At 69.9% G+C, this 25,954-nt stretch carries 25 protein-coding genes and 3 pseudogenes; 12 read left to right on the top strand and 16 right to left on the bottom strand.

All coding sequences use genetic code 11. The annotated features are described in order from the left end of the window. The first annotated feature begins 12 nt into the window (after positions 1–12). From IOD14_RS19630 to IOD14_RS44320, 4 genes are all read left to right on the top strand, one after another. Positions 13–585 (top strand): hypothetical protein, encoded by a 573-nt coding sequence (locus IOD14_RS19630; protein WP_212670927.1) that lies wholly within the window; start codon positions 13–15, stop codon positions 583–585. After that, a complete protein-coding gene (locus tag IOD14_RS19625; RefSeq protein ID WP_212670926.1) occupies positions 582–2,741 on the top strand; it encodes a M48 family metalloprotease in 2,160 nt (719 codons plus the stop codon). Before IOD14_RS19630 ends, IOD14_RS19625 begins: the two co-directional genes overlap by 4 nt. 42 nt (positions 2,742–2,783) lie before the next feature. Then, positions 2,784–3,722 carry a hypothetical protein gene (locus tag IOD14_RS19620; protein ID WP_123993190.1) on the top strand — a complete coding sequence of 313 codons (939 nt, stop codon included), beginning with the start codon at positions 2,784–2,786 and terminating at the stop codon, positions 3,720–3,722. A gap of 541 nt (positions 3,723–4,263) precedes the next feature. After that, positions 4,264–5,034 carry an aminoglycoside adenylyltransferase family protein gene (locus IOD14_RS44320; RefSeq protein WP_249126283.1) on the top strand — a complete coding sequence of 257 codons (771 nt, stop codon included), beginning with the start codon at positions 4,264–4,266 and terminating at the stop codon, positions 5,032–5,034. Between the two features lie 80 nt (positions 5,035–5,114). Here the strand turns inward: IOD14_RS44320 and IOD14_RS19610 are convergent, their stop codons facing one another. After that, positions 5,115–6,152, bottom strand: coding sequence for a LacI family DNA-binding transcriptional regulator (locus tag IOD14_RS19610; RefSeq protein WP_212670924.1), 1,038 nt, complete (start codon positions 6,150–6,152; stop codon positions 5,115–5,117). Positions 6,153–6,573: 421 nt separating this feature from the next. Between IOD14_RS19610 and IOD14_RS19605 the strand changes: the two are divergent. Then, positions 6,574–6,998, top strand: a pseudogene (locus IOD14_RS19605) (transposase); the annotation flags it as partial. A gap of 49 nt (positions 6,999–7,047) precedes the next feature. Here the strand turns inward: IOD14_RS19605 and fxsT are convergent. Further along, entirely contained in the window at positions 7,048–9,465 is a 2,418-nt protein-coding gene (gene fxsT, locus IOD14_RS19600; RefSeq protein ID WP_212670923.1) for an FxSxx-COOH system tetratricopeptide repeat protein, read from the bottom strand. 386 nt (positions 9,466–9,851) lie between these two features. Here fxsT and IOD14_RS44315 point away from each other — a divergent pair, with 386 nt between their 5' ends. From IOD14_RS44315 to IOD14_RS44305, 3 genes and pseudogenes are all read left to right on the top strand, one after another. Beyond that, positions 9,852–10,316, top strand: a complete 465-nt coding sequence (locus IOD14_RS44315) for an IS5 family transposase (RefSeq protein ID WP_349252431.1) — start codon at positions 9,852–9,854, stop codon at positions 10,314–10,316. An 8-nt stretch (positions 10,317–10,324) separates the two neighbouring features. Continuing rightward, positions 10,325–10,654: pseudogene (locus IOD14_RS44310) on the top strand (transposase); the annotation flags it as partial. Continuing rightward, positions 10,635–10,888 (top strand): annotated as a pseudogene (locus tag IOD14_RS44305) (IS5/IS1182 family transposase); the annotation flags it as partial. The pseudogenes IOD14_RS44310 and IOD14_RS44305, both read left to right, overlap by 20 nt. Before the next feature lie 70 nt (positions 10,889–10,958). On the opposite strand, the gene IOD14_RS19590 reads toward IOD14_RS44305, so the two are convergent. Both IOD14_RS19590 and IOD14_RS19585 read right to left on the bottom strand, forming a co-directional pair. After that, positions 10,959–11,882, bottom strand: a complete 924-nt coding sequence (locus IOD14_RS19590) for an RNA polymerase sigma-70 factor (protein WP_212670922.1) — start codon at positions 11,880–11,882, stop codon at positions 10,959–10,961. 154 nt (positions 11,883–12,036) lie between these two features. Further along, the gene (locus IOD14_RS19585) at positions 12,037–12,510 is read right to left on the bottom strand and encodes a carboxymuconolactone decarboxylase family protein (protein WP_123993194.1); all 474 of its coding nucleotides are present in this window, start codon (positions 12,508–12,510) and stop codon (positions 12,037–12,039) included. A gap of 173 nt (positions 12,511–12,683) precedes the next feature. Here IOD14_RS19585 and IOD14_RS19580 point away from each other — a divergent pair, with 173 nt between their 5' ends. Beyond that, a complete protein-coding gene (locus IOD14_RS19580; RefSeq protein ID WP_349252430.1) occupies positions 12,684–13,232 on the top strand; it encodes a DoxX family protein in 549 nt (182 codons plus the stop codon). Between the two features lie 352 nt (positions 13,233–13,584). Here IOD14_RS19580 and IOD14_RS44300 read toward each other — a convergent pair whose 3' ends face one another. From IOD14_RS44300 to IOD14_RS19565, 4 genes are all read right to left on the bottom strand, one after another. After that, positions 13,585–13,773: a hypothetical protein gene (locus IOD14_RS44300; RefSeq protein WP_249125969.1), complete on the bottom strand. Its 189-nt coding sequence runs from the start codon at positions 13,771–13,773 to the stop codon at positions 13,585–13,587. 45 nt (positions 13,774–13,818) lie between these two features. Then, on the bottom strand, positions 13,819–14,238 hold the full coding sequence (locus IOD14_RS44295) for a hypothetical protein (protein ID WP_249125968.1): 420 nt from the start codon (positions 14,236–14,238) through the stop codon (positions 13,819–13,821). Positions 14,239–14,334: 96 nt separating this feature from the next. Continuing rightward, a complete protein-coding gene (locus IOD14_RS19570) occupies positions 14,335–14,802 on the bottom strand; it encodes a DUF5959 family protein (RefSeq protein WP_212670921.1) in 468 nt (155 codons plus the stop codon). 208 nt (positions 14,803–15,010) lie between these two features. Further along, on the bottom strand, positions 15,011–15,970 hold the full coding sequence (locus IOD14_RS19565; RefSeq protein WP_212670920.1) for a WYL domain-containing protein: 960 nt from the start codon (positions 15,968–15,970) through the stop codon (positions 15,011–15,013). Between the two features lie 90 nt (positions 15,971–16,060). On the opposite strand from IOD14_RS19565, the gene IOD14_RS19560 reads away from it, so the two are divergent. Continuing rightward, positions 16,061–16,426, top strand: a complete 366-nt coding sequence (locus IOD14_RS19560) for a VOC family protein (RefSeq protein ID WP_123993198.1) — start codon at positions 16,061–16,063, stop codon at positions 16,424–16,426. 336 nt (positions 16,427–16,762) lie between these two features. Here IOD14_RS19560 and IOD14_RS19555 read toward each other — a convergent pair whose 3' ends face one another. Further along, a complete protein-coding gene (locus IOD14_RS19555) occupies positions 16,763–17,632 on the bottom strand; it encodes an isocitrate/isopropylmalate family dehydrogenase (RefSeq protein WP_249125967.1) in 870 nt (289 codons plus the stop codon). A 294-nt stretch (positions 17,633–17,926) separates the two neighbouring features. Then, entirely contained in the window at positions 17,927–18,619 is a 693-nt protein-coding gene (locus IOD14_RS19550; RefSeq protein WP_212670919.1) for a TetR/AcrR family transcriptional regulator, read from the bottom strand. 145 nt (positions 18,620–18,764) lie between these two features. On the opposite strand from IOD14_RS19550, the gene IOD14_RS19545 reads away from it, so the two are divergent. Then, the gene (locus tag IOD14_RS19545) at positions 18,765–19,442 is read left to right on the top strand and encodes an SDR family NAD(P)-dependent oxidoreductase (RefSeq protein WP_212670918.1); all 678 of its coding nucleotides are present in this window, start codon (positions 18,765–18,767) and stop codon (positions 19,440–19,442) included. 347 nt (positions 19,443–19,789) lie between these two features. Here the strand turns inward: IOD14_RS19545 and IOD14_RS19540 are convergent, their stop codons facing one another. Both IOD14_RS19540 and IOD14_RS19535 read right to left on the bottom strand, forming a co-directional pair. Further along, a complete protein-coding gene (locus IOD14_RS19540; RefSeq protein ID WP_212670917.1) occupies positions 19,790–21,031 on the bottom strand; it encodes an MFS transporter in 1,242 nt (413 codons plus the stop codon). Continuing rightward, on the bottom strand, positions 21,028–22,431 hold the full coding sequence (locus IOD14_RS19535; RefSeq protein ID WP_212670916.1) for an NAD(P)-binding domain-containing protein: 1,404 nt from the start codon (positions 22,429–22,431) through the stop codon (positions 21,028–21,030). Before IOD14_RS19535 ends, IOD14_RS19540 begins: the two co-directional genes overlap by 4 nt. 147 nt (positions 22,432–22,578) lie before the next feature. On the opposite strand from IOD14_RS19535, the gene IOD14_RS19530 reads away from it, so the two are divergent. Further along, a complete protein-coding gene (locus IOD14_RS19530) occupies positions 22,579–22,956 on the top strand; it encodes a metalloregulator ArsR/SmtB family transcription factor (RefSeq protein WP_123993204.1) in 378 nt (125 codons plus the stop codon). Positions 22,957–23,066: 110 nt separating this feature from the next. Here the strand turns inward: IOD14_RS19530 and IOD14_RS19525 are convergent, their stop codons facing one another. From IOD14_RS19525 to IOD14_RS19510, 4 genes are all read right to left on the bottom strand, one after another. Next, positions 23,067–23,768 carry a hypothetical protein gene (locus IOD14_RS19525; RefSeq protein WP_212670915.1) on the bottom strand — a complete coding sequence of 234 codons (702 nt, stop codon included), beginning with the start codon at positions 23,766–23,768 and terminating at the stop codon, positions 23,067–23,069. Next, a complete protein-coding gene (locus IOD14_RS19520; protein WP_212670914.1) occupies positions 23,762–24,106 on the bottom strand; it encodes a hypothetical protein in 345 nt (114 codons plus the stop codon). The genes IOD14_RS19525 and IOD14_RS19520 overlap by 7 nt, the downstream gene beginning before the upstream one ends. Before the next feature lie 58 nt (positions 24,107–24,164). After that, positions 24,165–24,982, bottom strand: a protein-coding gene (locus tag IOD14_RS19515) for an IS5 family transposase (RefSeq protein ID WP_249125966.1) whose coding sequence is annotated in 2 segments (ribosomal slippage) — positions 24,165–24,631 and positions 24,631–24,982 — 819 coding nt in all. Because the reading frame shifts where the segments join, the coding sequence is not laid out codon by codon here. A gap of 187 nt (positions 24,983–25,169) precedes the next feature. Next, positions 25,170–25,934: an aquaporin gene (locus IOD14_RS19510; RefSeq protein ID WP_249126282.1), complete on the bottom strand. Its 765-nt coding sequence runs from the start codon at positions 25,932–25,934 to the stop codon at positions 25,170–25,172. Positions 25,935–25,954 lie beyond the last annotated feature (20 nt).

Below are 25,954 nucleotides of genomic sequence, written 5' to 3'. Positions count from 1 at the left end.
GGGAGGTTTCTCATGCACCGACGCACAGGGCAGGACGTGCTGCGGGACGTGGTACGCGCACTCGCACCGTCCGAACTGGAGAAACTGGACGTGACCTGCCGGGCATACGTCGCCCGGCCCCATCCGCCGCAGCCCTTGCACCGGTCGGCCGGGGACCCGCTCGGTGCCGGTGTCGAGACGGCCGTCCTGCTGCCGGTGCTGGTCGCCGTGGTCGCGCAGGTCCTCGCCGACCTCGCGTCCGGGCGCATTCGCGCGGGCGGCAGCCGGTTGTCCCGATGGTGGCGGCGTCGGCGCGAGCGCGGCGCGCAGGCAGAGGGGCGGCGCGCCGCACTGCCCAACACCCTGCCGGAACTGGGCGACCTGACGCCACAGCAGCTCATGGAGTGGGCACTGGCACAGGGGCGCACAGCGGGTCTGGCGGCGACCGAAGCCGACGCCTGCGCCCGGATCATCGTGCTGGCCGTGGTCCAAGGGGACGCGGCACCCTCCTCGCAGAGTGCCGCGCAGACGAACGACTCGTCACGACCGGGCGTCCCCGCCGACCCCGAATCCGCGCCGGGAGCCACCGGCACACCACCGTCGTGAGCAGCCCCCCGGGCGCCCCCACCGCAGTGGACGTCACCCGAGCCCTTCTGTCCAGCCGGCTTCCCCTGCCGACCACGACCCGTCTGACGCTGCTGAGCCTCGTCGCCTGCGCCGGGGCCTCCTTCGCGACCTGGTGGTGGCTGGTTCTTCAGCGGGGCAACTGGCGGGCCGCCCAGCTCGGTTGTCTGCCTGCCCGGGCCGGTGCACCCGACGAGGTGCTCAACCGGTTCACCGGCTGCGTCAACGACGTACGACTAGCCCAGTCCGCGGTGGTGCTGTGCGGCCCCCTCGCCCTGCTGGCGCTCGCCCTGCTGTGGCGGGCCGCCGGGCGCCGACTGAGCCTGTGGCTGTGGCGGGCCCGGCCCGACAGGCCCGACCGACCCGACGCACCGACACTCCGTCCACGCCTGGACGCCGTACTGCCCGAGGCGACAAGTCCGCGGCCGGTCCTGTGGGTCCGTGGACGGCGCATCGGGGTCAGGGCACGGGCCTCGGGCAGCCGCCGCGAACCGTGGATCGTGGCCGACTCACATGTCTTCAGCCTCCCGGACGCCTGGGTGGAGGCGATGTTCCGGCACGAGCTGGCGCATCTGCGACTGCGGGACGTGGGGCGGGTGCGGCTGGCGAGCGCCGCGTGGTGGGTCCTGCTCCTCGCCTGCACCGTACCCATGGCTGTGTCCCTGATTCTCACTCCCCGTCCCCTGGGGACCGGGCTGCTGGTGCGGTTGACCGTCATCCTGGCGATCGTGGGCGTCAGCCTCTGCGCGGTGCTGCAGGCCCGGGAGCACGACGCCGACCTCGGCGCGGACGCGGCTGCGGACGCCCCTCCGGGTGCGATGGCCGACTACATCAGTGCCGCCCACGCGCCCTCACGCCGTGCGCGGCTTGCGGCCGCTCTGGGGCTGGCCACCCACCCGACCTCCGCCAGGCGCCTCGAAGTGCTCCAAGATCCGGCGCGGACCTGGGGGTTGTCGTGGTTCGTCTGCCTGGTCACCGGCTTGGCCGCGGGGCTGCTGTTCACCGACCTCGCCCTGCTGATCGCCGCGTTGATGCCCTGGCGAACCCAACTCGCCTACACGCTCGCAGGTTTGCTGACCGGCTGGGCCGTGGCCGCGGTGGTGACGGTGGGCTGGTGGCGTGCCGCGGCCGTGGGGCACCGCGACGCCTCCTTACGGCGCGCGGCGACGGCCGGAGGCGCGCTCGGGCTCGGCGTGCTGGTCGGCAGTCAGCTGTCCGGGCGGGCCGCGGGCAACTGGGTTCAGGACACCGGGACGGCCGACGGGCTGGCCACATCCCTCTCCCTCACCGACGCGCCCGGCACCCAAGTGGCAGCCCTGGCAGTACTCCTGATGGCCGGCGGCGCCCTGCTCGCCCTGTGGAACACGAGTCTCGCCCGCGCCCTGCGAGCCAGCGTCCGCGGACCGGGCTCGGCGCCCGCCTGCGCGGGGGCAGTCGTTCTCGCCGGGCTGCTGACCGCCGTACCGCTGGGCAGTTGGTTCTACCTCGCCCGCCTGACCGCCGCCGGGGCCGACACCCGGTGGGGCGTGTTCGACACCCCCTGGTGGGTGACCGGTAGCGCGGTCACGGTCGTCGGCGCGCTCACTCCTCAGCTCGCCGCTCGCGTACGAACCTCGGTCGCCCGGTCGCGAACCCCGGTCGCGGCGCAGAGGAAGGCAGTCGTACGACGGTTTCCTGGCGCCGGAGCGAGTCGCCGCCTTGCGACGCTCGTGGTCGCCGGATGTCTCGTCGGTGCGGGGGCCGGGTGGGCGGCGATCGGCGGTGAGTTCAGCGCGCCGGTCGTGTCGCGGTCCTCCGGTCGGACGGCGACCGCCCCACCCGCGCCGAGGACCGCCGGTGGGGAGGACCGGACCGTGCCGCTCGGTGAGCTCCCCGACCTGCCACCCGAGTCCGAACGCACACCCGCGATGCGCGCGGACCGGGCCGTCGTGTGCCGAGCGCTGACCCTCGAAGGCACCGCCGCCTTCGCCGATCCCGCGCGCCGCGCCGAGACGGCCGGGCTGCTGGGCGCGGTGGACGACCCGGTCCTGCGGTCCGCGTCCCGGGTGCTGCTGCGTGATCCGTCGGGACCCGTGGACCTCGACGCGGTCGTCGCCTCCGTGCTCCGCTGCGACCTGTTTTTCCGCTATCACCGCTGATCCGCACCGGCGGACGAATCGACCGGCTCGCAGGAGGCTCACGTGGACGACACGCTCACCGCGACGAACGGCCACGCTCGCGTCCGCGTCACTCGCCGACGGGCCGCCGTGTCGGTCGTCGCGGTGCTGCTGGCCACGGTGCTCACCGCGTGCGGCCACGGCGCGGACGACCGTGCCGACACCGTCGTACCCACGGACTCGAAGCTGTCCCTTCCGCCGATTCCCTCCGCGTCCCACTCCGCCTCGCCTTCCCCCACGACGTCCTCCGCTTCTCCCCCGCCCGCAAGGACGCCGAGTGGCTCCACGACCGACGGCGGCACGGCGGGCGGCTCCGGTTCCTCGGGCGCAGGCGGTTCCGGTGAGACGGACGGACCCAGCAGGGGTGCAGGCGGGACGCCGGGCGGAAGGACCGACCCGGCCCCGGACGGTCCGCCCGCGGTCGCGGATCTCTCCGCGGCCCTCCTCACGACGAGCCTGCTGCCCTCCGGCTATGTGAAGACCGACCTGCGCAACGATCCACCGACCCGTTCCGACCGGACCGACTGCCTCGCCATGCTCAACTCCCTGGAGTCCTACCGCAGTTCCAGGCCGGGCGCGGTCGAGGCCCGCGCAACGTTCGCGATGAGCCGGAGCGGGCCGTTCCTGCAGGAGGTGCTGCGCCGACTGCCGGGCACCGGGGCACGGAAGGACCTTCAGCAGGCCGCGGACGTGCTGTCGGGGTGCACGGAGTTCGGCATCGGCTGGAATGACGGCATGAGCGGCACGGAGAAGGTGGTGGCGCGGGGGTCGGCGGGAATCGGCGACGCTTCGTGGCACGCGACGGTGACTGTCACCGGTGACACGTTCACCGTTCAGGAGACCCTGGTCATCGCGGTCGTTGACAGGACTCTGATCGTCCTCGGCGAAGCGGGCAGCCCCGTGGCGCCCGCCCGTTCCCGCACCCTTGCCCTGGCTCGCGCCGCGGCGGCACGCGTCTCGTGACCGTGCGGGGCGTATGGGGCGTATGGAGCATGCTCGCCCGAGGCGACGCGATGTCACGACCACGGATCGGTCGCCGGCACCCGGCTCGGTGGAAAGCCCCGGGCGAGTGGGAAGATGCGGTGTGCCGTACCACATCGTGACCGTGACCGGCTCGCACCGCACCGGCTTCGGTCTCCAGGTCGAGCCCGCCGTCCCCATCAAAGCGCTGGCCGCCCGCGTCGCTGACACCGACGTGCCCGTGCGCGGCGACACTCTGCTCCTGCTCTTTCCCGAGGGCCGCCATGGGCGGGCGATTCTTGCGGACTTCGGCCTGGAAGCCTGGCGCGAGGCAGACACGTACTACAGCCGCAGCAGCCCTGATGACCCGGAGTTCACCCTCACCATCGGCACCGAGCGCGGACCGGAGGATCTTCCGCCGGGCACGGAGATCTGGCTCGACGACGCGGCTCCCACCGGCGGTGCGCGAAGCGGCGGTTGGAGCCGGATCATCGCGCAGTTCGAGGGGCTGCCGTGGGTGAAGGTCGATCCTGACACTGGTCCAGTGGATCAGACGCAGCAGATCGTGGGGCTGGTCGACGATGTGCTGGGCCCGGACGTCATCGGCACCTACCTCCACGGCTCCTCCGTACTCGGGGAACTCAGGCCGGCCAGCGATCTGGACGTGCTGGTCGCCTCCCGGCGGCGCATGCACGAGCAGGAGCGACGGGCACTCCTCGATGGACTGCTTCAGATCTCCGGCTCCCGGAACAACGCCCGCCCGGTCGAACTCACCGTGATCGTCCAGTCCGAGGTACGGCCGTGGCGGTATCCGCCGACCGGCGACTTCCTCTACGGCGAGTGGCTGCGCACCGAGTACGAGTCCGGCCAGGTCCCCCAGCCGGAGCCGATGCCCGATCTGGCCCTGCTGATCACCATGGCGCTGGCGGGCGACCACCCCCTCACTGGCCCCCGCCCCGCCGACGCCCTCGACCCCGTTCCGCAGACCGACCTGATCCGGGCGAGCGTGGCGGGCATCCCCGGCCTGCTCGACGACCTGAACAGCGACACACGCAACGTCCTGCTGACCTTCGCCCGCATCTGGACCACGCTCGCCACGGGACAGATCAAGTCGAAGGACGCCGCCGCAGACTGGGCCCTCGCCCAACTCCCGCCCGAACTCCGCCCCGTCCTCGAACACGCCCGGCAGCTCTATCTCGACTGCCCCTATTCCGAGGAGAGTTGGAGCGATGCGTTGCGGGCGCAGGTGCGTCCGCATGTGGACCACGTGCTCGCCGAGATCAACCGGTTGTACGCCCGCATCCCACGGCTGTGAGGGCCACGGCCCGAAGTCCCAAGGCCGTGGCTCGCGTTGCCCTGTCCAAGTCCAGGGTCACGCGGCGGGCGGGCGGTGGGTCACGTCGTGCCTCGGACGGTCAGGTTCGGTGTCAGGACGATAGGGGGTGGCTGTTCGCCGGCGAGGAGTCGCCCGACTTGATGGATGGCCAGCTCGCCCAGCCGCCGCTTGTCGAGATGGAGGGTGGTCAGTGGCGGGTCCACCAGGTCGACGACGCTCAGCCCGTCGTAGCCGACCAATGCGCAGTCGTCCGGCACGCGCACGCCGAGCCGGCGGGCAGCCCGGAGCGCGCCGATCGCAACCAGGTCGTTGAAGGCAACGACGGCGGTGAGGTCCGGGCGGGCGGCGTACAGGGCCTCGAACGCATCGCCGCCTCCGGCCGGGGACTGCTCAGCCATGACGATCCAGTCCTCGTCGACGGGCAGCGCATGTTCGCCGGCGACTTCGAGGAAAGTGCGGCGCCGGACCATCGGGGCGCTCAAGCACTCGCAGTCGATCATGCCGATCCGCCGGTGACCCCGTTCGACGAGGTGCTGCATTCCGGCCCGGATCCCGGCCGCGGTGTCGATGTGGACCAACGCGTGGTTCGTCGAGTCCAGCTCGCGATCCACCAGGACCAACGGCACGGTGCCCACGTACGGCTCGAGTTGGGCGTCGGCATGGCTGATGTAGCCGACCAGGGCGTCAACCTGCCGACCGAGTGAGCGGACCAGGGCGAGTTCCCGGGACCGGTCGTTCTCGGTGCTGGCCACCAGGACCTGCCAGTCGCGTTCGTCCGCGGCCGCGATCACTCCTGCCACGAACTCCGGGAAGAAGGGGTTCACCACGTCGGGGACGATGAGCCCGACGGATACGACGTCCGGGCGGACCAGCCCCCGGCCGAACCGGCTGGGCCGGTACCGCAACTGCCTTGCGACATCGAGGACACGTTGCTGAGTCGCCGGGTCGATCTCTCCCTTGCCGTTGATCGCCCGGGAGACGGTCTGATGGGACACGCCTGCCGCCTGAGCGACGTCGCGGAGCGTGACGCGCTTGACGGTTCCCGCACCTCGCGCCCGCTGGTCTTCCGTTTCCCGCTGTCCGGCCACGCTGCCCACTCACTTCTGTTCCTGTGCCGCCCTGTGCCCCAGTCAACCAGGTTCCCGCCGGCCTGCAGCGTCCCGGTCGTCCGGCGGCGGCGTTGACGGAGCCCGCTCCGCTGGGCCAGAATCTCGTTAACGGTCACGTTAACGGTAACGGACCAAGCGAAGGAGATGGCAGTGGCTTCTCTGCGGGGCCCTCTACCGCACGAACCACACCCCACGTTCCGTGGCGTGTTCAGCAGCTGGCAGGCAAAGGCGGGCGTCTTCTCTGCGCTGCCGGACGCGCCTGTGCAGCCGGATGATCCGCAGCCCTGGTGGCATCGGCTGAGAGTTCGACTGCAGAAGCCGAGGAGCGGCGAGTTCTCGCCCAGCCGCCCCACGGCACGGGCTCGGGGCTGCCCTGCTCCCAGCGCGGAGGGCTGACGCCCGGGAACGACTGTTCGGGGTCTCGAAATCGGCAGCCGGCCGCATCCTCGACCACCTTGCAACGTCGCTCGCACTCCAACCGCGCAACCGGTTCCGCAGGGACACTGTGCTGTTCGTGGACGGCACCTTGGTTCCCACCCCTGACCACACCGACGCCGAGCAGCCGAAGGACTATCGGTACTCCACGAATCACCAGGCCGGTGCCTCGGTAGCAGCCGCAGTGATCGCGGACGGCGGCTACCGAGGCACCGGTCTGGTCATCCCGCACCGCCGTGAGCCCGTCAGACCCGACTCCAGGACTGGAAAGAGGAACACAACGCCTCCCACCGCCAAGTCCGAGCCCGCGTCGAGCACGTCTTCGCCCGCATGAAGAGCTGGAAGATCCGTCGTGACTGCAGCGTGAAAGGCGACGGCGTCCACCACGCAGTGCTCGGCCCGCACGAAGTCACGGGCGGGCCCAACGAGATGCCTGTGGGGGCGGCTCCTAGCGTCGCGAGGGGCGCAACCAGGTCTGTCGCCGTCGTGCAGCACGCCAGGCAGCCGAAGCTGTCTCCAGGTCGTCGCGGGCGCGCACGGTGTGCGGGTGCTCAGGGCCCAGCACACGGACGCGGTCAGCGAGGGTCTGTCGCAGCAGGCGTACCGCCTCTTCCTGCTCGCCCATCCTGGCCAGTGCGCTGGCGAGGTTGTGGCGGCTGGTCAGGGTATCGGGGTGGTTGAGGCCCAGCACACGGATGCGGTCGTCAACGGTCTGCCTGTGCAGGCGGACCGCCTCCGCATGCTCGCCCATCCCGTCCAGGGCGAGACCGAGGCTGTCACGACTGGCCAGGGTGTGCGGATGCAAGACTCCCAGCACACGGGCGTGGTCATCAAGAACCTCCTGCAGTAGCCGTTCCGCCTCCGCATGCTCGCCCATCCTGGCCAGTGCGCTGGCGAGGTTGTGGCGGCTGAGCAAGGTGAGGTGATGTTCGGGGCCCAGCACACGGATGCGGTCGTCAACGGTCTGCCTGTGCAGGCGGACCGCCTCCGCATGCTCGCCCATCCCGTCCAGGGCGAGACCGAGGCTGTCACGGCTGGCCAGGGTGTGCGGATGCAAGACTCCCAGCACACGGGCACGGTCGGCGAGGGTGTGCCGCAGCAAGGACACCGCTTCTGCATGCTGACCCGTCCCGTCCAGGGCACAGGCGAGGTCATGACGGCTGATCAGAGTGTCAGGGTGCGCGGGGCCCAGGACACGGCTACGGTCCTCCAGGGTCTGCCGGAGCAGCAGTATCGCCTCAACTGGCTCGCCCATTCCGAACAAGGCGTTGGCCAGGTGGTTGCGGCTGGTCAAGGTGTCGGGGTGCTGGGGGCCCAGGGTGCGGCTCTCGAAGTCGAGGAGGCGTTCCTGGAGAAGACGGGCTGCACCGAAGGCGCCGGCGTGCTCCAGCACTTGCGCGAGCGTGCCGAGAGCGGTGCGGTGATGTGCGGAGAAGCAAGGGTCAGGGAGGTCGAGCAGCATGGGCAGGTGAGGGGCGAGGAGTACGGCGGCAGGCCAACCGGCGCGCCCCTGCTCGTCCACCTCGTGCACGGCCGCGGTCAACCGCTCGGCAAGGGCTCGCTGCCACGTGGCGAGATGGGATGCCCCGGCCGCCAGAGCGACGGCATTGATCTCCCTGATCAAAGGGTGCAGCACCACCTGCGCCGGATCGCTGATGCCCGATGCCTGCCCGGCGTTGCCGGGAGAGTGAGGAAGGTCAAGCAGGCCGTACCGGTGCAGGCCGGCAAACGCAGCCTCCAACGCTGGGAAGGTGACGTCGTCTCCCGTGACGGCAGACAGCAGGTCCGGGGTGATGAGGGACAGCGGGACGGGAGCTTCGGCCATTACGGCTAGTAGTCGCAACACGGGGCGGGCCAAAGCGTTGCCTTCCCGGGCGAGCTGGTCCAGGGACACCTCCCAGGTGTGCCGCACCACAGTGCGCGCGACTCGCGGATGAGAGGCGTCCGGGTGTTCGGCTCCCAGCAGAAGGGGCAGTTCATGCTCCAGGGCTTGGCGGTAGGTGGTGAAGGTGCGGTAGCGGCTGGTAGGCCCGGCCAGGTAAGTACCGGCCGCGTGCAGCGCCAGCGGAAGCCCGCCCAGCCGCATGGCCAGGTCCCGAGCCTGCTGGGCTGTGCCAGCTGTGGGAGCAGCGTCGACCAGGATCTGGCCTGCAGACTGTGCGGGCAGCGGCTTCAAGGGCAGTAGACGGGCACGCGGCCCCCATGTCTGCGGGCTGCAATCTCGGCTGGTCATCACCAGCAGGCCTCGGCCGTGTGGGCGGATCCAACCGCGGTAATCGGCCAACGGTTCCCCTGCCGGGCCGATCTCTTGCGGCTCGTCGGCGTTGTCCACCACCAGCAGCCACCGCCGGGCCCGGCCCAACTGCCGCCACACTGTATCGGGCAGACTCGCCCGCCCGGCCCGCGCGGACTCCAACTCTGCCTCGGGCAGCCCACAAGCCAGTGCTGTCTGCACCATCTGCTGCGCCAGCTCGGCGGAATCGCGCCAGCGCACCCAAAAGACTCGCCAGCCAGCCGCGTTGGCCTGCGAGGCGAACTGCGCGGCTACCGTTGTTTTGCCCATTCCGCCGGCCGCGCACAACACCGCGAACCGCCCTCGTGGCCGCCGCAGCATGCCTGCCAGCTCGGCCAGCTCGGTTTCACGTCCGCGCACGCGCTCCACATGTGGAGGGTGCAAGGAATCATGCCGGCCCCTGCCCGATCGGCCCACCCGTCCCAGCCGCGCCAGCGGTCTTGTTGCAACATCCAGCCGCCGGTTCCACAACACCAGCCCGATGCCGGCCAACACCAGCACGGCGAACAGCGGCCAGATTACCCACGCGTGAGCCGCCCATCCTGGTACGGCGGCACTGGCGTAGTTGGTCACCAGCCCCAGCCCCGCCGTCACGACTGCGGCAGCCCCCGTCACGGTCGACCCAGCCCACGCACCCTGCCTACGCCGCATCGTCGCCACCCCCGGTCCACCGTCATCAGCATGCCCAAACCGAGACCACCTGTGCAGGAGCTTGAAAGACTGGTGGTCAAGCTGGTGAGACGCCCCTCTCTCACGACCAGCACAGCCGTTTCGAAAGAGCCGGCATCAGGCAGCCCCGGTGCCGGGCGGGATCGAACTTCCTGGGTACGTAACCGCGTACCGGGCTGGATGCTTTCACGCGAACGCCGACACGGTGAGCAGGCAAGTCCAAGATCATTTACGGGACAGGCCTGAGGGCGGCGCCATTTGGCTCCAGCCTGGGTGAATCCAACTAGGGCGTGCTTCAGCAGTGGATCAAGTCTTGTCATGATCCACTCGTGGGACGTGGAGATCTGACGGGCGAGCAATGGGCCAGGCTGGAGCCGCTGTTACCGGTAGGCAAGAAGCCGGGGCGGCCTCCGGTCTGGTCGAAGCGGCAGCTGATCAACGGCATACGGTGGCGGACGCGGACCGGTGGGCCCTGGCGTGATGTCCCTGCCCGCTACGGCGAGTGGGAGACCGTCTACGGACTCTTCCGGCGCTGGCAACGCGATGGCATCTGGTGCCGGATCCTCACCCAGCTGCAGACCGAGGCTGACACGAAAGGCCTGATCATCTGGGACGTAAGCGTGGATTCCACGGTCGCGCGGGCGCATCAGCATGCTGCTGGTGCCCGCAAGAGGGGGATCTGCAGCGGGACAAACCAGGCGGAGTCGCAGACGAGCCCGCCGACCACGGGCTCAGACGCTCACGCGGTGGACTGACCACGAAGGTGCACCTCGCGTTCGAGCACGGACAGAAGCCGCTGTCCTTCCTGGTCACCGCCGGTCAGCGGCACGACAGCCCCCAGTTCCAGCCCGTCCTGGAGCGCATCCGAGTGCCCCGCACAGGCGTCGACAGGCCGCGCCGCCGACCGGACCGGGTGCGGGCCGATAGAGCCTACGGGTCCCGAACCAACCGCGACTACCTGCGCAAACGCGGGATCCGCTGCACGATTCCGGAGAAGTCCGACCAGATCCGCAACCGCAGGAAACTGGGCACCCGCGGTGGCCGTCCGCCGAAGTGCGACAAGGCCGACCACCGAGAGCGCCACCCGGTCGAGTGCGGGATCAACCGCCTCAAGCGCCACCGGGCCGTGGCCACGAGATACGAAGAACTCCCCGACTGAAAGCAGGCGCACAACAAGAGCCCCAGGCAGGTCCGGGCCCGCGTCGACCACGTCTTTGCCCGCATGAAGACCTGGAAGATCTTGCGCGACTGCCACCTCCGCGGCGACGGCGTGCACCACGCGATGCGCGACACAGCCCGTCGGCACAACCTCAACCTCGCCGGATAGGCGAGCCGGCCACCCTGCGGATGACATGAGCTGCCGGTGAACGAGCCGACCGCCCACGCCAGTTCCGAGGTCATTTCGTCTGCTGGCGGGCCTGCTTCACCTCGCGGTCGACAGCCCAGGCGTCAGCGACCGGCCCGAGGTGGCCGAGCTTGTCGGGGTTGATCACCGAGCGGATGGTCTGGATCTGCCCATCGAGCACCTCCAGGGCCAAGATGTGGAGCACGTTGCCGTCCCGGTCGCGGAAGATCGCTCCGGGCTGGCCGTTGACCTCGTGCGGCTCGAAGGTCACCTCGATCCGGGCCATCCATGGGAAGACGGAGGCGAGCAGCCGGGCCACGTTCTCGGCGCCGATGACGGCCCTGGCCAGCTGCGGGGCCTTGCCGCCGCCGTCCCCGACCATCGACACGTCGGCGGCGAGCAGATCCCGCAGGCCGACGACATCGCCTTCGCGGAGGGCGTCGAGGAATCGCGTCGCCAGCTCCTGCCGCTCCTGGCGGTCCGCTTCGAACCGTGGCCGTCCGGCCTGCATGTGCCGCCGCGCCCGTACCAGCAGCTGCCGGCACGCCGCCTCCGACCGCTCCAACGCCGCGGCGACCTCGTCGAAGCCGAAGCCGAACACCTCCCGCAACACGAACACCGACCGCTCCAGCGGACTGAGCCGCTCCAGGAGCAGCAGCGCCGCCATCGACACAGAGTCGGCCAGTTCCGCTGAGCGTGCCGGATCCTGATAGGGATCGGTGAGCAGCGGCTCGGGGAACCACGGCCCGACATACTCCTCCCGCCTCACCCGTGCGGAGCGCAGCACGTCGATCGAGATCCGCGTCACCGTGGCGGACAGGAAGGCCTTGGTCGACGTGGGCCGGGTCGCCGAGCCGTCGAAGCGCAGCCAGGTCTCCTGTACCGCGTCCTCGGCCTCACCCACGCTGCCCAGAATCCGATAGGCGATCGAGAACAGCAGCGGTCGCAGCTCCTCGAACTCCTCGACCTTGCTCACGCCGACTCCCCCTTGCAGTCCTCCCGCCCGGCCGTACTCGTCGACGCGGGCATGTCCTGGTGATCATCCGGTCCACCGTTGGCTCAGAGCAAGGCCCCATGGGCCGGGAGCCCGGAGCCCGCCGCTCGGGTCCGGGCCGGTTGCCGACGACCGATCAGTGGAACTGGCCGACCTCGTAGTCGCCGGCCGGCTGCTGGGTGATGATGTTCAGCCGGTTCACCGTGTTCATGAAGGACACCAGGATCACCAGGGCGGTGAGCTGCTCCTCGTCGTAGTGCTCGGCGGCACGCGCCCATACCTCGTCGCTGACCCCGCCGACCGCGTCCGCGACCCGGGTCCCCTGCTCCGCCAGCTCCAGCGCGACGCGTTCAGCCTCGGTGAAGACCGTGGCCTCTCGCCACGCCGCAACCAGGTTCAGCCGCACCGGGGCCTCCCCGGCAGCGGCGGCCTCCTTTGTGTGCATGTCGATGCAGACGGCGCAGCCGTTGATCTGACTCACGCGCAACGCCACCAACTCCTGCGTCGCGGCCGGCAGCGGGGATTCCTTGAGCGCCTTGCCCGCCGACATGAAGTGTTTGAGGGCCTTGCTGGGGTTCGGGCCGGCGAAGTAGTTCAGTCGCGCGTCCATCGTGTGCTCCTCCGTGTTCGTCAGTGGCTACACCCCCTGAGACGAGGTAGCCCGACGCCCTGTGACACGGACGCGTGTGACCCACGTCTGCCCGCTGCCGGGGTGTTCGGAGATGCACCGGCGGGGTTGCGGTCTCGTCACAGGGGTGCGGGCAATCCTCGATCAAGGAGCTGATGATGAACCTCACGCGGTGGATCACGGCTGGCCACTGTCTGGCTGGCCGGCAGTGCCCAGATGCTCGTGCCCAAGGAGAAGACGGCCGGCATGGGCACCGCCACCCAATGGGTCGACGACTTCAGCCCCGGCGCCTCCAGGCCATCGGCGCCCTTGAGCTCCTGTCCACGACGGGCCTGGTCCTGCCCGCCCTGCCAGACATCGCACCGGTTCTGGTGCCATTGGCCGCCACCCGCCCAGAGTCGCCATTCGGCGGTGCGGTGATCACGCGCCTCCGCCATGGCGAGAACCTGACTATCGTGGGCGCCCTGGTCCATCTCACCCCTGGCCGCCTTCGTGGCGTGGGGCCGCTTCGGCCCCGAGTCCTTCATCGGCCGACCACTCAGCTCAGGGAGCCGGTAGCCGAAGGCGCCCGGGCTCAGCCCGATGTACGGGCTTTGGAACGGCTCCGGCACAGTATTCGTGCCAGCCACGACCCACAGATTGATCTCACCCCAGTCGCCCAGGATCGTGTAGCTGCTGTCGACACTGGTCAGGGAGTCGACTGATCCCAAGTCGGCACTGCCGCTCGCGACGGTCGCAGGCTTGATGACACTCTGGCCTGTCCAGTGCAGCTCCGGACTGACGTCCTCGAACCCCGGGACGCTCGGAAAGTCATCGTGCATGGCTCATCGCTCGGGCCGTCTGCCAAAACGCTGATCTTCAGCGGGCTTCTGCCTGGTCAGAGGCGGCCTGGATGCTGCGTCGAACCTGAGCTTCAGTGTTGTAGCCCACCGTCAGGGTTGGCTGGCGAGGGTCTTCGTCCTCGTTGTCGATGAGGAAGGAGACGCCGTAGATGTCGCCGGCACCGGCGGCCGGGATCGTAGAACGTCGTTGTCGGAAGGGTTCTGTCGCCCCGGGTCATGAGTCCCACCGGTCGCAGTATTCGATGTGGATCTCGCGCGCATCGCCGAGAATGCCGTCGTTGGAGTGGAACTCGGTGCAGAAGTGCGGATAGTTCGGATGGACGGGGACGTAGCCGGGACCGTGCCGGGCGACGTCAAGGAAGTGCCGGGCGGTGTCCCTGAACACCTTCGCGCTGCCGGTCATGAACAGGGTCTCCGCGTGGACATGCTGGTGAAACAGATCCCGGTTCTACCGGTAGTGCCGTGCCTCGTGGTCAACTACGGCTGCGCCAGGGTGTCCTGGGACGGGCAGCGTCACCGTCTGCGGACGCCCCGGGCCGAGCCGCCTGCGCACTTCCTTCCAGCTTGAGGGCGCGAACTGGAGTGAGTGGTGCAGCAGCACGAGATCGAGCTGCCGCGTGCCCTCTTCCGGCAGCTCGCTGGAGGGAGACTGGTTGGCTCGCATCGGCAGGTGGACCAGTGAGCGCGGTGAAGAGGCGGCAAGCGTCCACAGCCCGCCGATTCGCTGCGCGGCATCCTGATCGACGTAGGCGTCCAGGTGCCGATCGTGGTCGACGAGCACGGCATGGACCAGAGGCCGGGCTGGTCTGATGACCTTGAACTCCATGGATCCGAGCCGCGCTTGGTGGATGGCGATCTGTAGCTTCATCGGTTCTCCGGGACACATCGGCTGGCATCGGCGGCGTAGGCGGCCCGGTTCGCGGCGGGGAGGGTGAACAGGGCTGTGGAGCAGTTCTGTTGGAGCTCACTCCGATGACAGGTGCCCCTCCCAGGCGCCGAGAACGGCGCTGAGCAAGCCCCGATGAGTTGCGACCCAGTCGGACGGCAGATCGATGGGCACCCGCACGGTCGTCATCGAGATCACTTTGTCTTCAACCACCACCTCGGGGCAGTCACGCTCGCCGTTCAGGTGGATGTAGATGGATGGCCCGCGCTGGACGTGCAACCAGGCGATGTCCTCACTGGCCTCCAGGCGGTCCAGTGCCTCGGCCCACGAGGTGAGCCGCGATCGCCACAACGCGAGGTCCACGCGGCCGGCCACGAACGGCGTGTCGACGACAATCTCTGCGGCGAGCCCACCGGCCACACCCTGCAAGGGGCCAAGCACGGTGATGCGCACACTGTTGCCTTCGTCATCGCGCAAAAGAGCCAGATCCAACTGCCCAGCCGTTACCACGCCGCCTCCCACGAAGATGAGGCGATCTTGACGCACCTCCGCCTCAGCTGGCCAGCGACTTCCGAGTGGAGTGCGCCATTTCGTTAGGAGCTCTCAGGGCTGCATGCCGATCTTGTGCAGCCGTGGACCGACCTCGCTGTTGTTGAGTGGACGCCCTGGTTGCCCTCCGGGCAAGAAGCCAAGGGGCATCGTCCGGAGTGTCGATCTTTAAATTGGGGTGCCGAGGCTTCCTGGATATTTCGGGTCAGGACGTCGACGCATAGTGGTGGGCAAGGTCGGTGGCGAGGTCGCGGAGGTGAGCCCTGGCTTCGGTGGGGCCGTGCACAGTGATGGCGCTCCCGAACGGCAGTAGTGCTCGCACGTCCTCCAGATGCAGGAAACGGATCGTCACCCTGCGGCCGGTGGCGGATTCTTCCTGGTCGTCCGGGACGAGTCGTGGGCCGAAGATCCGTTGCGCTCGCGCGATCTGGGTCTCTTCGATGGTGGCGCTGACCTCGATCGCGTGGTTGTGCTCCCACTGATCAATGAGCGCCGCAGCGACGGTGGCCAGGGTCTGGCCCTCCCGGATCCGTCGTGACCGGTCGACTTCCTCCCACGTCGTGATCCGTTCGAGTCGATACATCCGTGGCACTCCGGCACAGTCGGCGACGAGGTACCAGATGCCGGCCTTGGCGAGCAGCCCGTAGGGATCCACGACCAGGTCGCGTGGGCATGACTCGCGTGGGCTGTCGTACTCGATCCGTAGCCGGCGGCCTCGCCGCACTGTGCCGATCAGCGAAGCCGGAGTCGTGCCGGAAGCTCGTGCCTGACGCCAGGGACGGCTGTCCACGTGCACTACGTCGGTGAGCGGCAGGAGCTCATGAACTCGACGTGGCTGTGCAGCGGCGATCTTGGAAAGCGCGCGCCGACTTTCGGCCGATGCGTTGAGCTCGGCACGTTGCTTCTCGTCCAGCCCGGTCAGCGACAGATGATCACGCTCGCCCGGTGTGAGTCGCGTGAGGTCGAGCCCGGTCCCGGGCAGCATGGTCACGCCTCCGAGGCGGCCCCGGTGGGCGGTCACCGGCAGACCGGCGTCGCGGAGCCAGTTCAGGTCCCGGGTGATGGTGCGAAGGGACACCCCGAGCGCTGAGGCAAGTTCCTGTGTGGTCACGGCCTCCCTCGATTCGAGGAGCAGCATCAGGCTGAAGAAGCGATCTGGGGTCACCCACCAATTTTCTCAGCGAATTGCGACACGATGCGGCGCATTTCCTGGTCAGGCTGGCGGACGCGTACCTACGACTGTGAAGGACCAACCATGACCAAATCCGTCGTGTCCATCGTCTACGTGAACGACGCTCCCGCCGCAGCTCGTTTCTACGGCGACCTCCTCGGCCTGAGCCCCTCGTTCGAGACGTCGGGATACATCACGTTCGACCTCGGGCCGGGCGCTGACCTCGGTGTGTGGTCCGGCCAGTTCGAGGATCTGTCACCGGACGTCCCGCGCACCGGTGAGGTGTGCCTGGCCGTCGACGGTGGACCCGACGAGGTCAACGCGACCTTCGAGCAGTGGAATGCCAAGGGGGTCACGATCCTGCGCGAGCCGCATGATGCGGGGTTCGGACTGACCTTCCTCGCAGCCGATCCTGACGGGAACCGTATCCGCGTCGCACCGATGGGCTGAAAGGCCGCAATACGGCAGGCGCGCACGACAGGTGTCGCGCCTGCCGTCGTCCGACTTCGAGGACGACGGGCGCCCCACGCGAATCGCCGCTGAGATGGGCACGCGAGCGCCGGAAGCGCGCCACCCGGCCGGACGAGACGCCGCCGCGGGGAATGGTGTGGACACTCGTGTCGGACAGCAACCCGCCTTCGTGGGCGAGGCGTTCGCGGGCGCGACGCTGCGGAGTCCGAGACCCCTCGCCGACCCTGACGCTGCGGAGTCCCGGGCCCTTCTCCGACCGAGGGCGGCACGGGTCCGGGCTTCTCCGACCGTCGGCGAGTTGCTCGCTGCGGACCGTCAGGTGTTGAGTGCCTCGATCAGGGCCTTCACCACGTCCTCGGTCGATGCGTTGCCGCCGACGTCTCGGGTCAGGACACCCGCCGAAGTCGTCGCCTCGATGGCCTTGTTGAGGCGGGCCGCCTGCTCGGGCAAGCCGAAGTGCTCCAGCATCAGTGCGGCGCTGCCGACGGCTCCGATGGGGTTGGCCAGGTCCTGGCCCGCGATGTCCGGGGCGGAGCCGTGGACGGGCTCGAACATGCTGGGGTAGCGGCGCTCGGGGTTGAGGTTGGCGCTGGCCGCCAGGCCCAGGCTGCCGGCCAGGGCGCTGCCGAGGTCGGAGAGGATGTCGGCGTTCAGGTTGGACGCCACCACGACCGACAGGTCCTCCGGCTTGAGCACGAACTTCGCGGACATCGCGTCGACCAGGACGCTCTCCGTCTCGACGTCCGGGTAGTCGGCGGCCACGCGCTTGAAGACGTCGTCCCACAGGACCATGCCGTACTGCTGGGCGTTGCTCTTGGTCACGGAGGAGACCTTCCTGCGGTCCCGGGTACGGGCCAGGTCGAACGCGAACCGCATGATCCGCTCGCAGCCGACCTCGGTGAACAGGGCGGAGTGGACGGCGACTTCACCGCCGGGCCCGCGTCCGCCGAGGTTGCGGCCGCCGAGGCCCGCGTACTCGCCCTCGCTGTTCTTGCGGACGACGACCCGGTCGAGCTCGGTGTCGTCCGCCTTGCGCAGCGGACTGACGACGCCCGGCAGGAAGTGCACGGGGCGGACGTTGGCCCACTGGTCGAAGCTCTGGCAGATCTTCAGGCGCAGGCCCCAGAGGCTGATGTGGTCCGGGACGGTGGGCCGGCCGACCGCACCGAAGTAGATCGCGGCCACGGCCTCGCCGCGCTCCGCACGGCCTGTTCGGCTCGTCCGTTGCCCGGGGTATGCGTCATTGCAGCCTCCCTGATCGCGCGACACCGAGCCCGATCGGTCCGCGCCGGCTTGCGGCACAGTGAACCGGGCGGCGGGGCGGGGGGTCCACGACCAAAAATCGCTGCCCCGTAGAGGCCGGGCCTATCGATACGGGCGCGAGGGCGGTGACGTACGTGTCACTCGGGCGCACGGCCGTCCCGGCGTCCGCGTTTTGCCGTGCCGGGCACGCTCTGCGGGGGACGGCTTTCCCTTCGGTCACTCGCCCGAGTTCGACGCCGCCGCGCCTGCCGGACCGGGACGGAGCATGGCCCGGTAAAGGGCGTCGTGCTCGGGCGAGGCGGGCAGGGGGCCTCGGGTCGGGCTCTCCAGGGACTGGATCAGCAGGGCCACGACGCGTCGCCAGGCATCCGGCGCGGCGTCGCCGGTCGCGTTGACGACGCCGGCATTGGCCATGTGGATCAGCACCAGGTCCGAGGGGTCGAAGTCCTCGCGCAGACGGCCGGTGGCCTTGGCGCGGCCGATGAGTTCGACCATGCCCTCGTAGGCCTCGTTCCGGCGGCGTTCCAGCGCTTTGGCGGAGGGAAACGTCGTGGTCAGCACGTCGGCGAAGCCGTAGTCCGCGGCCTGCATCGCGCAGACGCTCTCGACGTAGCCGACGAAGCCGTGCCACGGGTCGGGGTCCGCCAGGGCGGTGGTGACCGCGTCGGCGTAGGCGCCCATACGGTCGATGAAGACGGCGTCGACCAGTTCCGCCTTGGTGGGGAAACGCCGGAACATGGTCGCGATCCCGACCCCCGCCTCGCGCGCCACCGAAGCCATGGAGGCGTTCAGGCCGTCACGCGCGAAGACCGTGCGGGCGGCGGCGATGATCCGCTCCCGGTTGCGCTCGGCGTCACTGCGCAGGGACTGCCCTGCGGGGGCGTCGGGGTGCTGGTCACCAGGGGGCATACGCCGGAGCATATCAATCGGATTGCCCTATCCACTTTTGCTGGTACGGTGGTCGAGCGAAAATGGAGAGACCTATCCACATCATGCAAACGGATAGGCCTTACCGGATCTCCCCTGTCAACAACCGCCTTTCGGAAGGATCACCGTGACCAGCATCGCCATCGTCGGCGCCGGCCCTCAGCTCGGCCTGGCCATCGCCCGCACCTTCGGCTCTCGAGGCTTCGACGTCGCCCTGATCTCCCGCAGCCGCGACAACCTCGACCCCCTCGTGGGCAAGCTCACCGCGGAGGGCATCACCGCCGCCGCGTTCCCCGCGGACGTCATCGACCGTGCCGCACTGGACCAGGCGCTCCGGGACGCCGCCTCGAAGTTCGGCGGTATCGACGTCCTGGAGTACTCCCCGGTGGGAACGTTCGACTCCACCGCTTTGACCACCCCCACCGGGACCGACCCGGCACATGTCCAACTCCAGATCGAGTTCCAGCTCTACGGCGCCATCACCGCCACCCGGGCGGTACTGCCCGCGATGCGTGAGGCCGGCGCGGGCACGTTGCTCTACACCACCGGCGCCGGCTCCATCGACCCCGTGCCGCAGGTCGCCAACGTGAACGCCGCGGCCGCGGCGCTGCGCAACTGGGCGATCAACCTGCACAAGGAGCTGGACGGCACCGGCATCCAGGCGGCCCACGTCGGCATCGACGTCTCGATCGGCACCCCGGCCCTCCCCGGCTTCCCGACGGCCCAGCCCGACGAGATCTCCCCCGCCTACTGGGACCTGCACACCACCAAGCGCGATCAGGCCGAACTCGTCTTCAGCCGCTGAGCGCCTCCTGGCCCCGTCATGCTTCGCCGAAGCCGGATCGCGCCGCCGCGGAATGCCGCCCGCGGCGGCGCGCTCCGCGGCGAGGGCAGGCCCAGGTGACTTCATGAGATCACGCCCTGCGGCCGCGGTCCGCGACGAACTGCCGCCTTTCGAGCCGTACATCACGATCATCGCCCGCGACGAAACCGTCCCTGGCCTCGGGGGGTGTGCCGGAGGTCTTGGTCCGCGTCCTGTTGCCCGCACCTCTGCGTCGCCGAACTCGGCTGCCGTCCCGAGACGCGGTCGATGCTGGATCATGACGACGTCCAACAGTGGAACGGCCTTGTCAGCAGGGGATGACGCGGTCGTCACAGCGGTGGCACGCGGCGGGGTACGGCAGCGGTGCCTGTCCACGGTGCGATGAGCGCGGCGGCCACGGAGACGATGGCCAGAAGGAAGAACAGCGGCTCATAACCGCCGAGCGGCACGGCCAGGGCGGCGCCGGCGAAGGGTGCGAGGGCTGCCGCGGACGTGGCCGGTGCCGCGAGGAGTCCGGAGAGGCGTCCGTAGTGGGCGGTGCCCCAGCGGTCGGTGATGGCGGTGGCCTGGAGCAGGGTGAGGTTGCCGCGGACCATGCCGGCCACGATCGACACGGTGATGAGCATGGCGTACGGGCCGGGGACAGCGGCGAAGGCGGCGGTGGTCAGTGCGCCGAAGGCAATGAGGACCGTGGTGCGGGTCGTGGCGGTGGTGCGGCGGGCGATCGCGGCGTACAGGGTGCGGCCGAGGGTCTGTCCGGCGCCACCGATGCCGAGGACCCAGGCGGCCTGGCTGGTGGAGTACCCGCGTTCCAGGAGGAGCGGGACGAGGGCGACGACGACGGCGTACATCGCGAAGGCCGACAGGGTGAAGGCGGCGGCGAGCAGCAGGAACGGTCGGCTGCGCCCGACCCCGGCGGCGCCTGCTCCCGCGTGTGCCGTGGCGGTCGGGGCGTCGGGCCAGGGTGCGCGCAGGGCCAGGGCGTGGGCGGGGATGGTGATGGTGGCGAGGACGGCGGCGAGCACGAGGTAGGTGTGGCGCCAGGAGAGATGGTCGGCGAGGGCTGCGGTCAGGGGTGCGAAGACGGTGGAGGCGAGGCCGCCGGCAAGGGTGACGACGGTCAGGGCGCGCACGTGGTCGGGGGCCCACCAGCGGGTGAGTGCGGCGAACGCGGGCTGGTAGAAGGTGGCGGCCATCGCGAGTCCGGCCAGCGCCCAACCGGCAATGAACACCGGGACGTTGGGGGCCGTGGCCACGATCAGCAGGCTGACCACTCCTAGCACGGAGCCGGCGGTCATGACGACGCGCGGGCCGCGCCTGTCGAGGATGCGCCCGACGCGGATCCCGGTGAGGGCGGAGACGACGAGGCCGAGGGAGAACGCCGCGGTGGTCGCCCCGGCCGGCCAGCCGGTCGCGGCGGTGATCTGCGGGTTGAGCACGGGGAACGCGTAGTAGACGATGCCCCAGCTCACGATCTGCGTGACACAGAGGGCGGGCAGGGCGGCGCGGGGCCGCGACCGGTCACCTGTTCCGGTCGCGGCCCCGCGTGCGGGGGTGTTGAGGTCGGTCACGAGCCGCAGCAGCCGCCCGCCGGGGCCTGCTCGGCAGCGGCCTCGAGCGGGGCGGGGGCGCCGAGTCGGACGAGCTGCGGCGCGGGCGCGCAGCAGCCGCCGCCGTCGCCCTCCTGGGTGTCGGGCGCGTCGAACAGGCCGGCGCCACCGCAGACTCCGGTCTCGGGCAGGGTGAGCTCGACACGGTCGGCGGACTCGATGTCGCCGGCGATCGCCGCGGCGACGGAGCGCACCTGCTCGTAACCGGTCATCGCCAGGAACGTCGGGGCGCGGCCGTAGGACTTCATCCCGACCAGGTACACGCCGTGCTCGGGGTGGGAGAGCTCGCGGTGGCCGTGCGGGTAGACGGTGCCGCAGGAGTGCTGGTTGGGGTCGATCAGCGGCGCCAGGGCGACGGGGGCCTGGAGGCGCTCGTCGAGACCGAGGCGCAGCTCGTCGAGGAAGGACAGGTCGGGGCGGAAACCGGTCAGCACGATCACCTCGTCGACCGGGTCGAGGCGGCGGCCGTCCTCGCCGACCAGGACCAGGCGGCCGTCGGTGTCGCGCTCGATCGCCTCCGTGCGGAAACCGGTGACGGCGTCCGCGTGGCCCTCGTCGACGGCGGCCTTCGCCGCCAGGCCCAGGGCGCCGCGGGCGGGGAGCTGGTCGGCTTCGCCGCCGCCGAAGGTGGAGCCCGAGATGCCCCGGCGCAGGATCCACACGCCCTTGGTGTTCGCGCCGTCGTCGGACTTGGCGAGGTCGGCGAGGTAGGCGAGAGCGGTGAAGGCGGAGGCGCCGGAGCCGATCACGGCGGTGCGCCTGCCCGCGTACCGGGCGCGGACGGCGGGGTCCCTCAGGTCCGGGACGCGGTAGGTGATCCGGTCCGCGGCCCCCTTCTCGCCGAGCGCGGCAAGGCCGCTGCCACCAGCCGGGGACGGCGTGGCCCAGGTGCCGGAGGCGTCGATGACGGCGCGGGCGAAGAGGCGCTCCTCACGGCCGTCGGCGTAGGCGACGTGCACGACGAACGGCTGCTGCTCGCGGTCGGCGTCCACGATCCGGTCCCGGCCGGTCCGGGAGACTCCGGTGACGGTGGCGCCGGTACGGACGCGGTCGCCGAGGACGTCGGCGAGCGGCTGCAGGTAGAGGTCGGCCCAGTCGCCGCCGGAGGGGTAGCCGGACGGGTCGGGGCGTGTCCAGCCGGTGGGAGCCAGCAGCTTCTCGGCGGCGGGGTCGACGAGCTCGCCCCAGGTGGAGAACAGGCGCACGTGCGACCACTCGCGCACCGCGGCGGCGGCAGTGGGGCCGGCCTCCAGGACCAGGGGCTCAATGCCGCGGTCGACCAGATGGGCGGCGGCGGCCAGGCCGATCGGGCCGGCTCCGACGACCACGACGGGCATGCGGTCGGTGGTAGGCGCGTTCACGAGACTCCCCTTTGTTTCGACGTTTGTCGATGTATCTGCCCGGCCAGGATGGCACCTGATTAGACATGCGTCAACATAGACATCCATCGAATTTGATGGACCGATACTCCCTGGCCAGCCTGGTTCGATGTATGTCAACATAGACGCATGCCGAATTCGAAGGTGTTGCCGCTGTTGGAGCCCGAGGTGCCCGAGGATGTTGCGCCGTGCTGCCCGCCGCTGACCGAGCGCCCCTTCACGGCCGAGGAGGCCGACACCGCCGCGCGCATGTTCAAGGCGCTGGGCGACCCCGTGCGGCTGCGGCTGTTCTCGGCCGTGGCCTCGCACGCGGGCGGCGAGGCGTGCGTGTGCGACATCTCCGACGTCGGAGTGTCCCAGCCGACCGTCTCCCATCACCTGAAGAAGCTCAAGGAGGCCGGGCTGCTGACCTCCGAGCGCCGCGGCACGTGGGTCTATTACCGGGTCGAGCCGTCGGTGCTGGCCGCGATGGGCAAGCTGCTGACCATCGCGCCGACCTCTGTCTGAAGGCACCGATCTGGCAGGCACACCTCCGGCAAGAAGTCCGCCATCACCAGACGCTGGGTGAAGAACGACCGGCTCAACCACAAGGCTGTTGTCAGCACGGCTTGAGCTGGTCAGCGGGGAGTGAGGCAGGCTTCGAGGGCGGCTCGCTGTTGCGGGGGCAGATGGTCACCGAGGGGGACTTTTCGGGGGCTGTGCTCGCCTTCGCAGAGCCAGCTCTGTTCGTCGTCATCGAACCACCAGTCCTCAGCGCCCCACATCGGGTGTCCCTGGAGCAGGTGTCCGGCCAACGCCTCGCTCGACTCAGGAGCACCCTGAGCGATGAGCGCTCGGACCACGACGGTCACCGCCTCGTCCGGAACCGCCGCGTCGCCGAGAACAGGCAGGAGAAGGAGGAGACGGGCGTGCGAGTCGGTGACGCCTGCCGCACTCGGTGGTGCCTCCAGCAGGGCGGCGAGCTCGGGCCAGCACAGCCCGGGGCCGATGCGGTCCTGATCGTCGCTGGCCAGGACGAGATCCTGGCTCCAGTCAGGATGTGTGAGGAAGTAGTCCGTGGTCGTGAACTCCTCGCCGCTGTTGAAGTGCACGACGATCGCGAAGCCGTCGGCCAGCGGCACCGTGAACATGGGCCACGCCGACGGGTCGTGGAGCGTGTCCAGCATGGCGTTCGTGTCGCCCGCGTCCGATCCGAAGGCCTCCGGCGTGAACTCCCCAGCCAGGTCCGCCAAGTACGCAGGCCAGAAGCCCGGCTCATCCAGGAGCGAGTGCCCGTCCGCGACGGGCGACGCGGAGTACCAGTGCCGTGTCATCACCATGCCGGGATTGTCTCCAAGCGCGGGCGGGGCTGCTCGAAGACCCCGTCACGGTCGACCGGCTTGACGGCACGGCAACGTGAGTTGTCCCAGGCGGCTTCAGCAGGCTGGGGGTTCCACAGCCGGGCGCAACGCTCCACCTCTTCGGGGTTCAGGTCCCTGTCGCCCTCGGTGCGCGGCAGGGTGGTGTCCCACGGCCGGCGGCCATCGGTGCGCGGTGCGAGGGGCATGCCGAGGATGGAGCTCTGGTCAACGAGGCCTGGCTGCTGGTGGAGTTGGTGGTGGCGCGGCAGGACGTACGACTGGAAGGCGGGCGCTCGGGGCCGAAGCGCGTGGCGCATCCGAGGATGGGCCGGCGGATGCCGGGCCAGCGCAGGCGGACTGGAAGACTAACTGGCCCTAACAAAGCCTCTGGACGTGTCGGTGGGTGATCAGGCAGACGGCGAGGCCGAGGAAAGCTTCGTGGATGTCGTCGCGCCGTTCCCAGCGGATGCGCAGGCGGCGGAAGCCGTGCAGCCAGGAGATGGTGCGCTCGACGACCCACCGGAACGTGCCCAGGCCGGTGCCGTGAGGCTGGCCCCGTTCGGCGATCGCGGGCCGGATGCCGCGTTCACGCAGGAGCCGGCGGTACTTGTCGTGGTCGTAGCCGCGGTCCGCGAAGAGCATGTCGGGCCGCCTGCGTGGCCGGCCCACTACTCCCGCCACCGCCGGGATCTTGTCCAGCAGGGGCAGCAGTTGGGTGACGTCGTTGCGGTTTCCGCCGGTCAGCGACACGGCGAGCGGGATGCCCTGGCCGTCGGTGAGGACGTGGTGCTTGCTGCCCGGCCGTGCGCGGTCGACCGGGCTGGGTCCGCTTTTGGGCCCCTGCGTGCGGCCCGGACATGGGAGGAATCGATCACCGCCCGGGACCAGTCCAGCTGGTTCTTCGACCGCAGCCTGTTCAGCAGCAGCTGATGTAGCTGGTCCCACACGCCGGCCTCGTTCCAGGCCGCCAGGCGCCGCCAGCAGGTCATGCCCGAGCCGAAGCCCAGCTCCTGGGGCAGGTACTCCCACTGGATGCCGGTGTGCAGGACGAACAAGATGCCGCACAAGGCCTGCCGGTCGGGCACTCGCGGCCGTCCCTCGACCTGCTTGGGCGGTGGCTCGGGCAGCAACGGTTCGATGAGCGACCACAGTTCGTCCGACACGATCCACGGCCGCGACTGACGCTTCCCCATGACCACATCAACGAGCGATCAAGCCGACAGTCACATGATCAACTCGCTTTTGTTAGAGCCAGTAAGTCCGCCCATACTGCCCGTTCGCGGTTTCCACGATGGCCACAGCACGGGAAAAGCCTGATCAGTCACGCCCTGTGTCAGACGCAACGCAGGGCCGCCGCCCACCCTCTTCCGGCAGTACGTGTCACTCGGCGCGTTCCCTCCCGGACGGGAACACGAGGGCCACCAAGGCCAGTCCGACCGCCCCGCCGACGAGCTGCATGCCGATGAAGCCCACCAGCGAGCCGGGAGCGATGCCCGCGAAGGTGTCCGTGAAGGTGCGGCCGATGGTCACCGCGGGGTTGGCGAAGGAGGTGGAGGAGGTGAACCAGTAGGCGGCTCCGATGTAGGAGGCGACCGCTACGGGCGCGTACTGCAGGCGGCCGACGCGGGCGAGGCCGAAGATCAGCAGGATCAGGCCGGCCGTGGCGACGACCTCGCCCAGGAGCAGGTGCCCGGCGGAGCGATCGTGCGTGGACCACTTCACCAGGGGTTCACCGAACATCGCGTCCGCCAGGATCGCGCCCGCGACCGCGCCGACGACCTGCGCCGGCAGATACACCGCCACCTCGCGGAGTGTGACGCCCGAACCTCCGCGTCGCGCCGTCCACCATTCGGCCAGCGTGACGACCGGGTTGAAGTGGGCGCCGGACACCGGGCCGAGCAGGAGGATCAGGATGCCGAGGCCGAAGACCGTGGCCATGGAGTTGGCCAGCAGCTGCACACCGACGTCCGTGGTCAGTTCGGTGGCCTGGATGCCGGAGCCGACCACGACCGCCACCAGCAGGGCGGTGCCTATGAGTTCGGCGGCGGCCCGGGCGAGAAGGGGGCTGCGCGACGGAGCGGCACCCGGCGCCACGGACTCGGGCGCGGGCGCCACCGCCGTGGACTCCACCGGCGTGGACTCCACCGGCACGGACTCCACCGGCA

The organism is Streptomyces sp. A2-16 (assembly GCF_018128905.1).
GTDB lineage: Bacteria > Actinomycetota > Actinomycetes > Streptomycetales > Streptomycetaceae > Streptomyces.
Note: the sequence above shows the minus strand (reverse complement) of the source record. Positions and strands in the feature narration are given on the sequence as shown.

What these genes read in the sequence shown, in the direction of transcription:
- IOD14_RS19585 (WP_123993194.1), bottom strand. Translation starts at nt 12,510, where the DNA reads ATGGACGCGCGACTGAACTACTTCGCCGGCCCGAACCCCAGCAAGGCC.
- IOD14_RS19550 (WP_212670919.1), bottom strand. Translation starts at nt 18,619, where the DNA reads ATGCCCCCTGGTGACCAGCACCCCGACGCCCCCGCAGGGCAGTCCCTG.
- IOD14_RS19525 (WP_212670915.1), bottom strand. Translation starts at nt 23,768, where the DNA reads ATGGTGATGACACGGCACTGGTACTCCGCGTCGCCCGTCGCGGACGGG.
- IOD14_RS19560 (WP_123993198.1), top strand. Translation starts at nt 16,061, where the DNA reads ATGACCAAATCCGTCGTGTCCATCGTCTACGTGAACGACGCTCCCGCC.
- IOD14_RS19530 (WP_123993204.1), top strand. Translation starts at nt 22,579, where the DNA reads ATGCCGAATTCGAAGGTGTTGCCGCTGTTGGAGCCCGAGGTGCCCGAG.
- IOD14_RS19580 (WP_349252430.1), top strand. Translation starts at nt 12,684, where the DNA reads ATGATGAACCTCACGCGGTGGATCACGGCTGGCCACTGTCTGGCTGGC.
- IOD14_RS19630 (WP_212670927.1), top strand. Translation starts at nt 13, where the DNA reads ATGCACCGACGCACAGGGCAGGACGTGCTGCGGGACGTGGTACGCGCA.
- IOD14_RS19520 (WP_212670914.1), bottom strand. Translation starts at nt 24,106, where the DNA reads ATGCGCCACGCGCTTCGGCCCCGAGCGCCCGCCTTCCAGTCGTACGTC.
- IOD14_RS44300 (WP_249125969.1), bottom strand. Translation starts at nt 13,773, where the DNA reads ATGACCGGCAGCGCGAAGGTGTTCAGGGACACCGCCCGGCACTTCCTT.
- IOD14_RS44295 (WP_249125968.1), bottom strand. Translation starts at nt 14,238, where the DNA reads ATGAAGCTACAGATCGCCATCCACCAAGCGCGGCTCGGATCCATGGAG.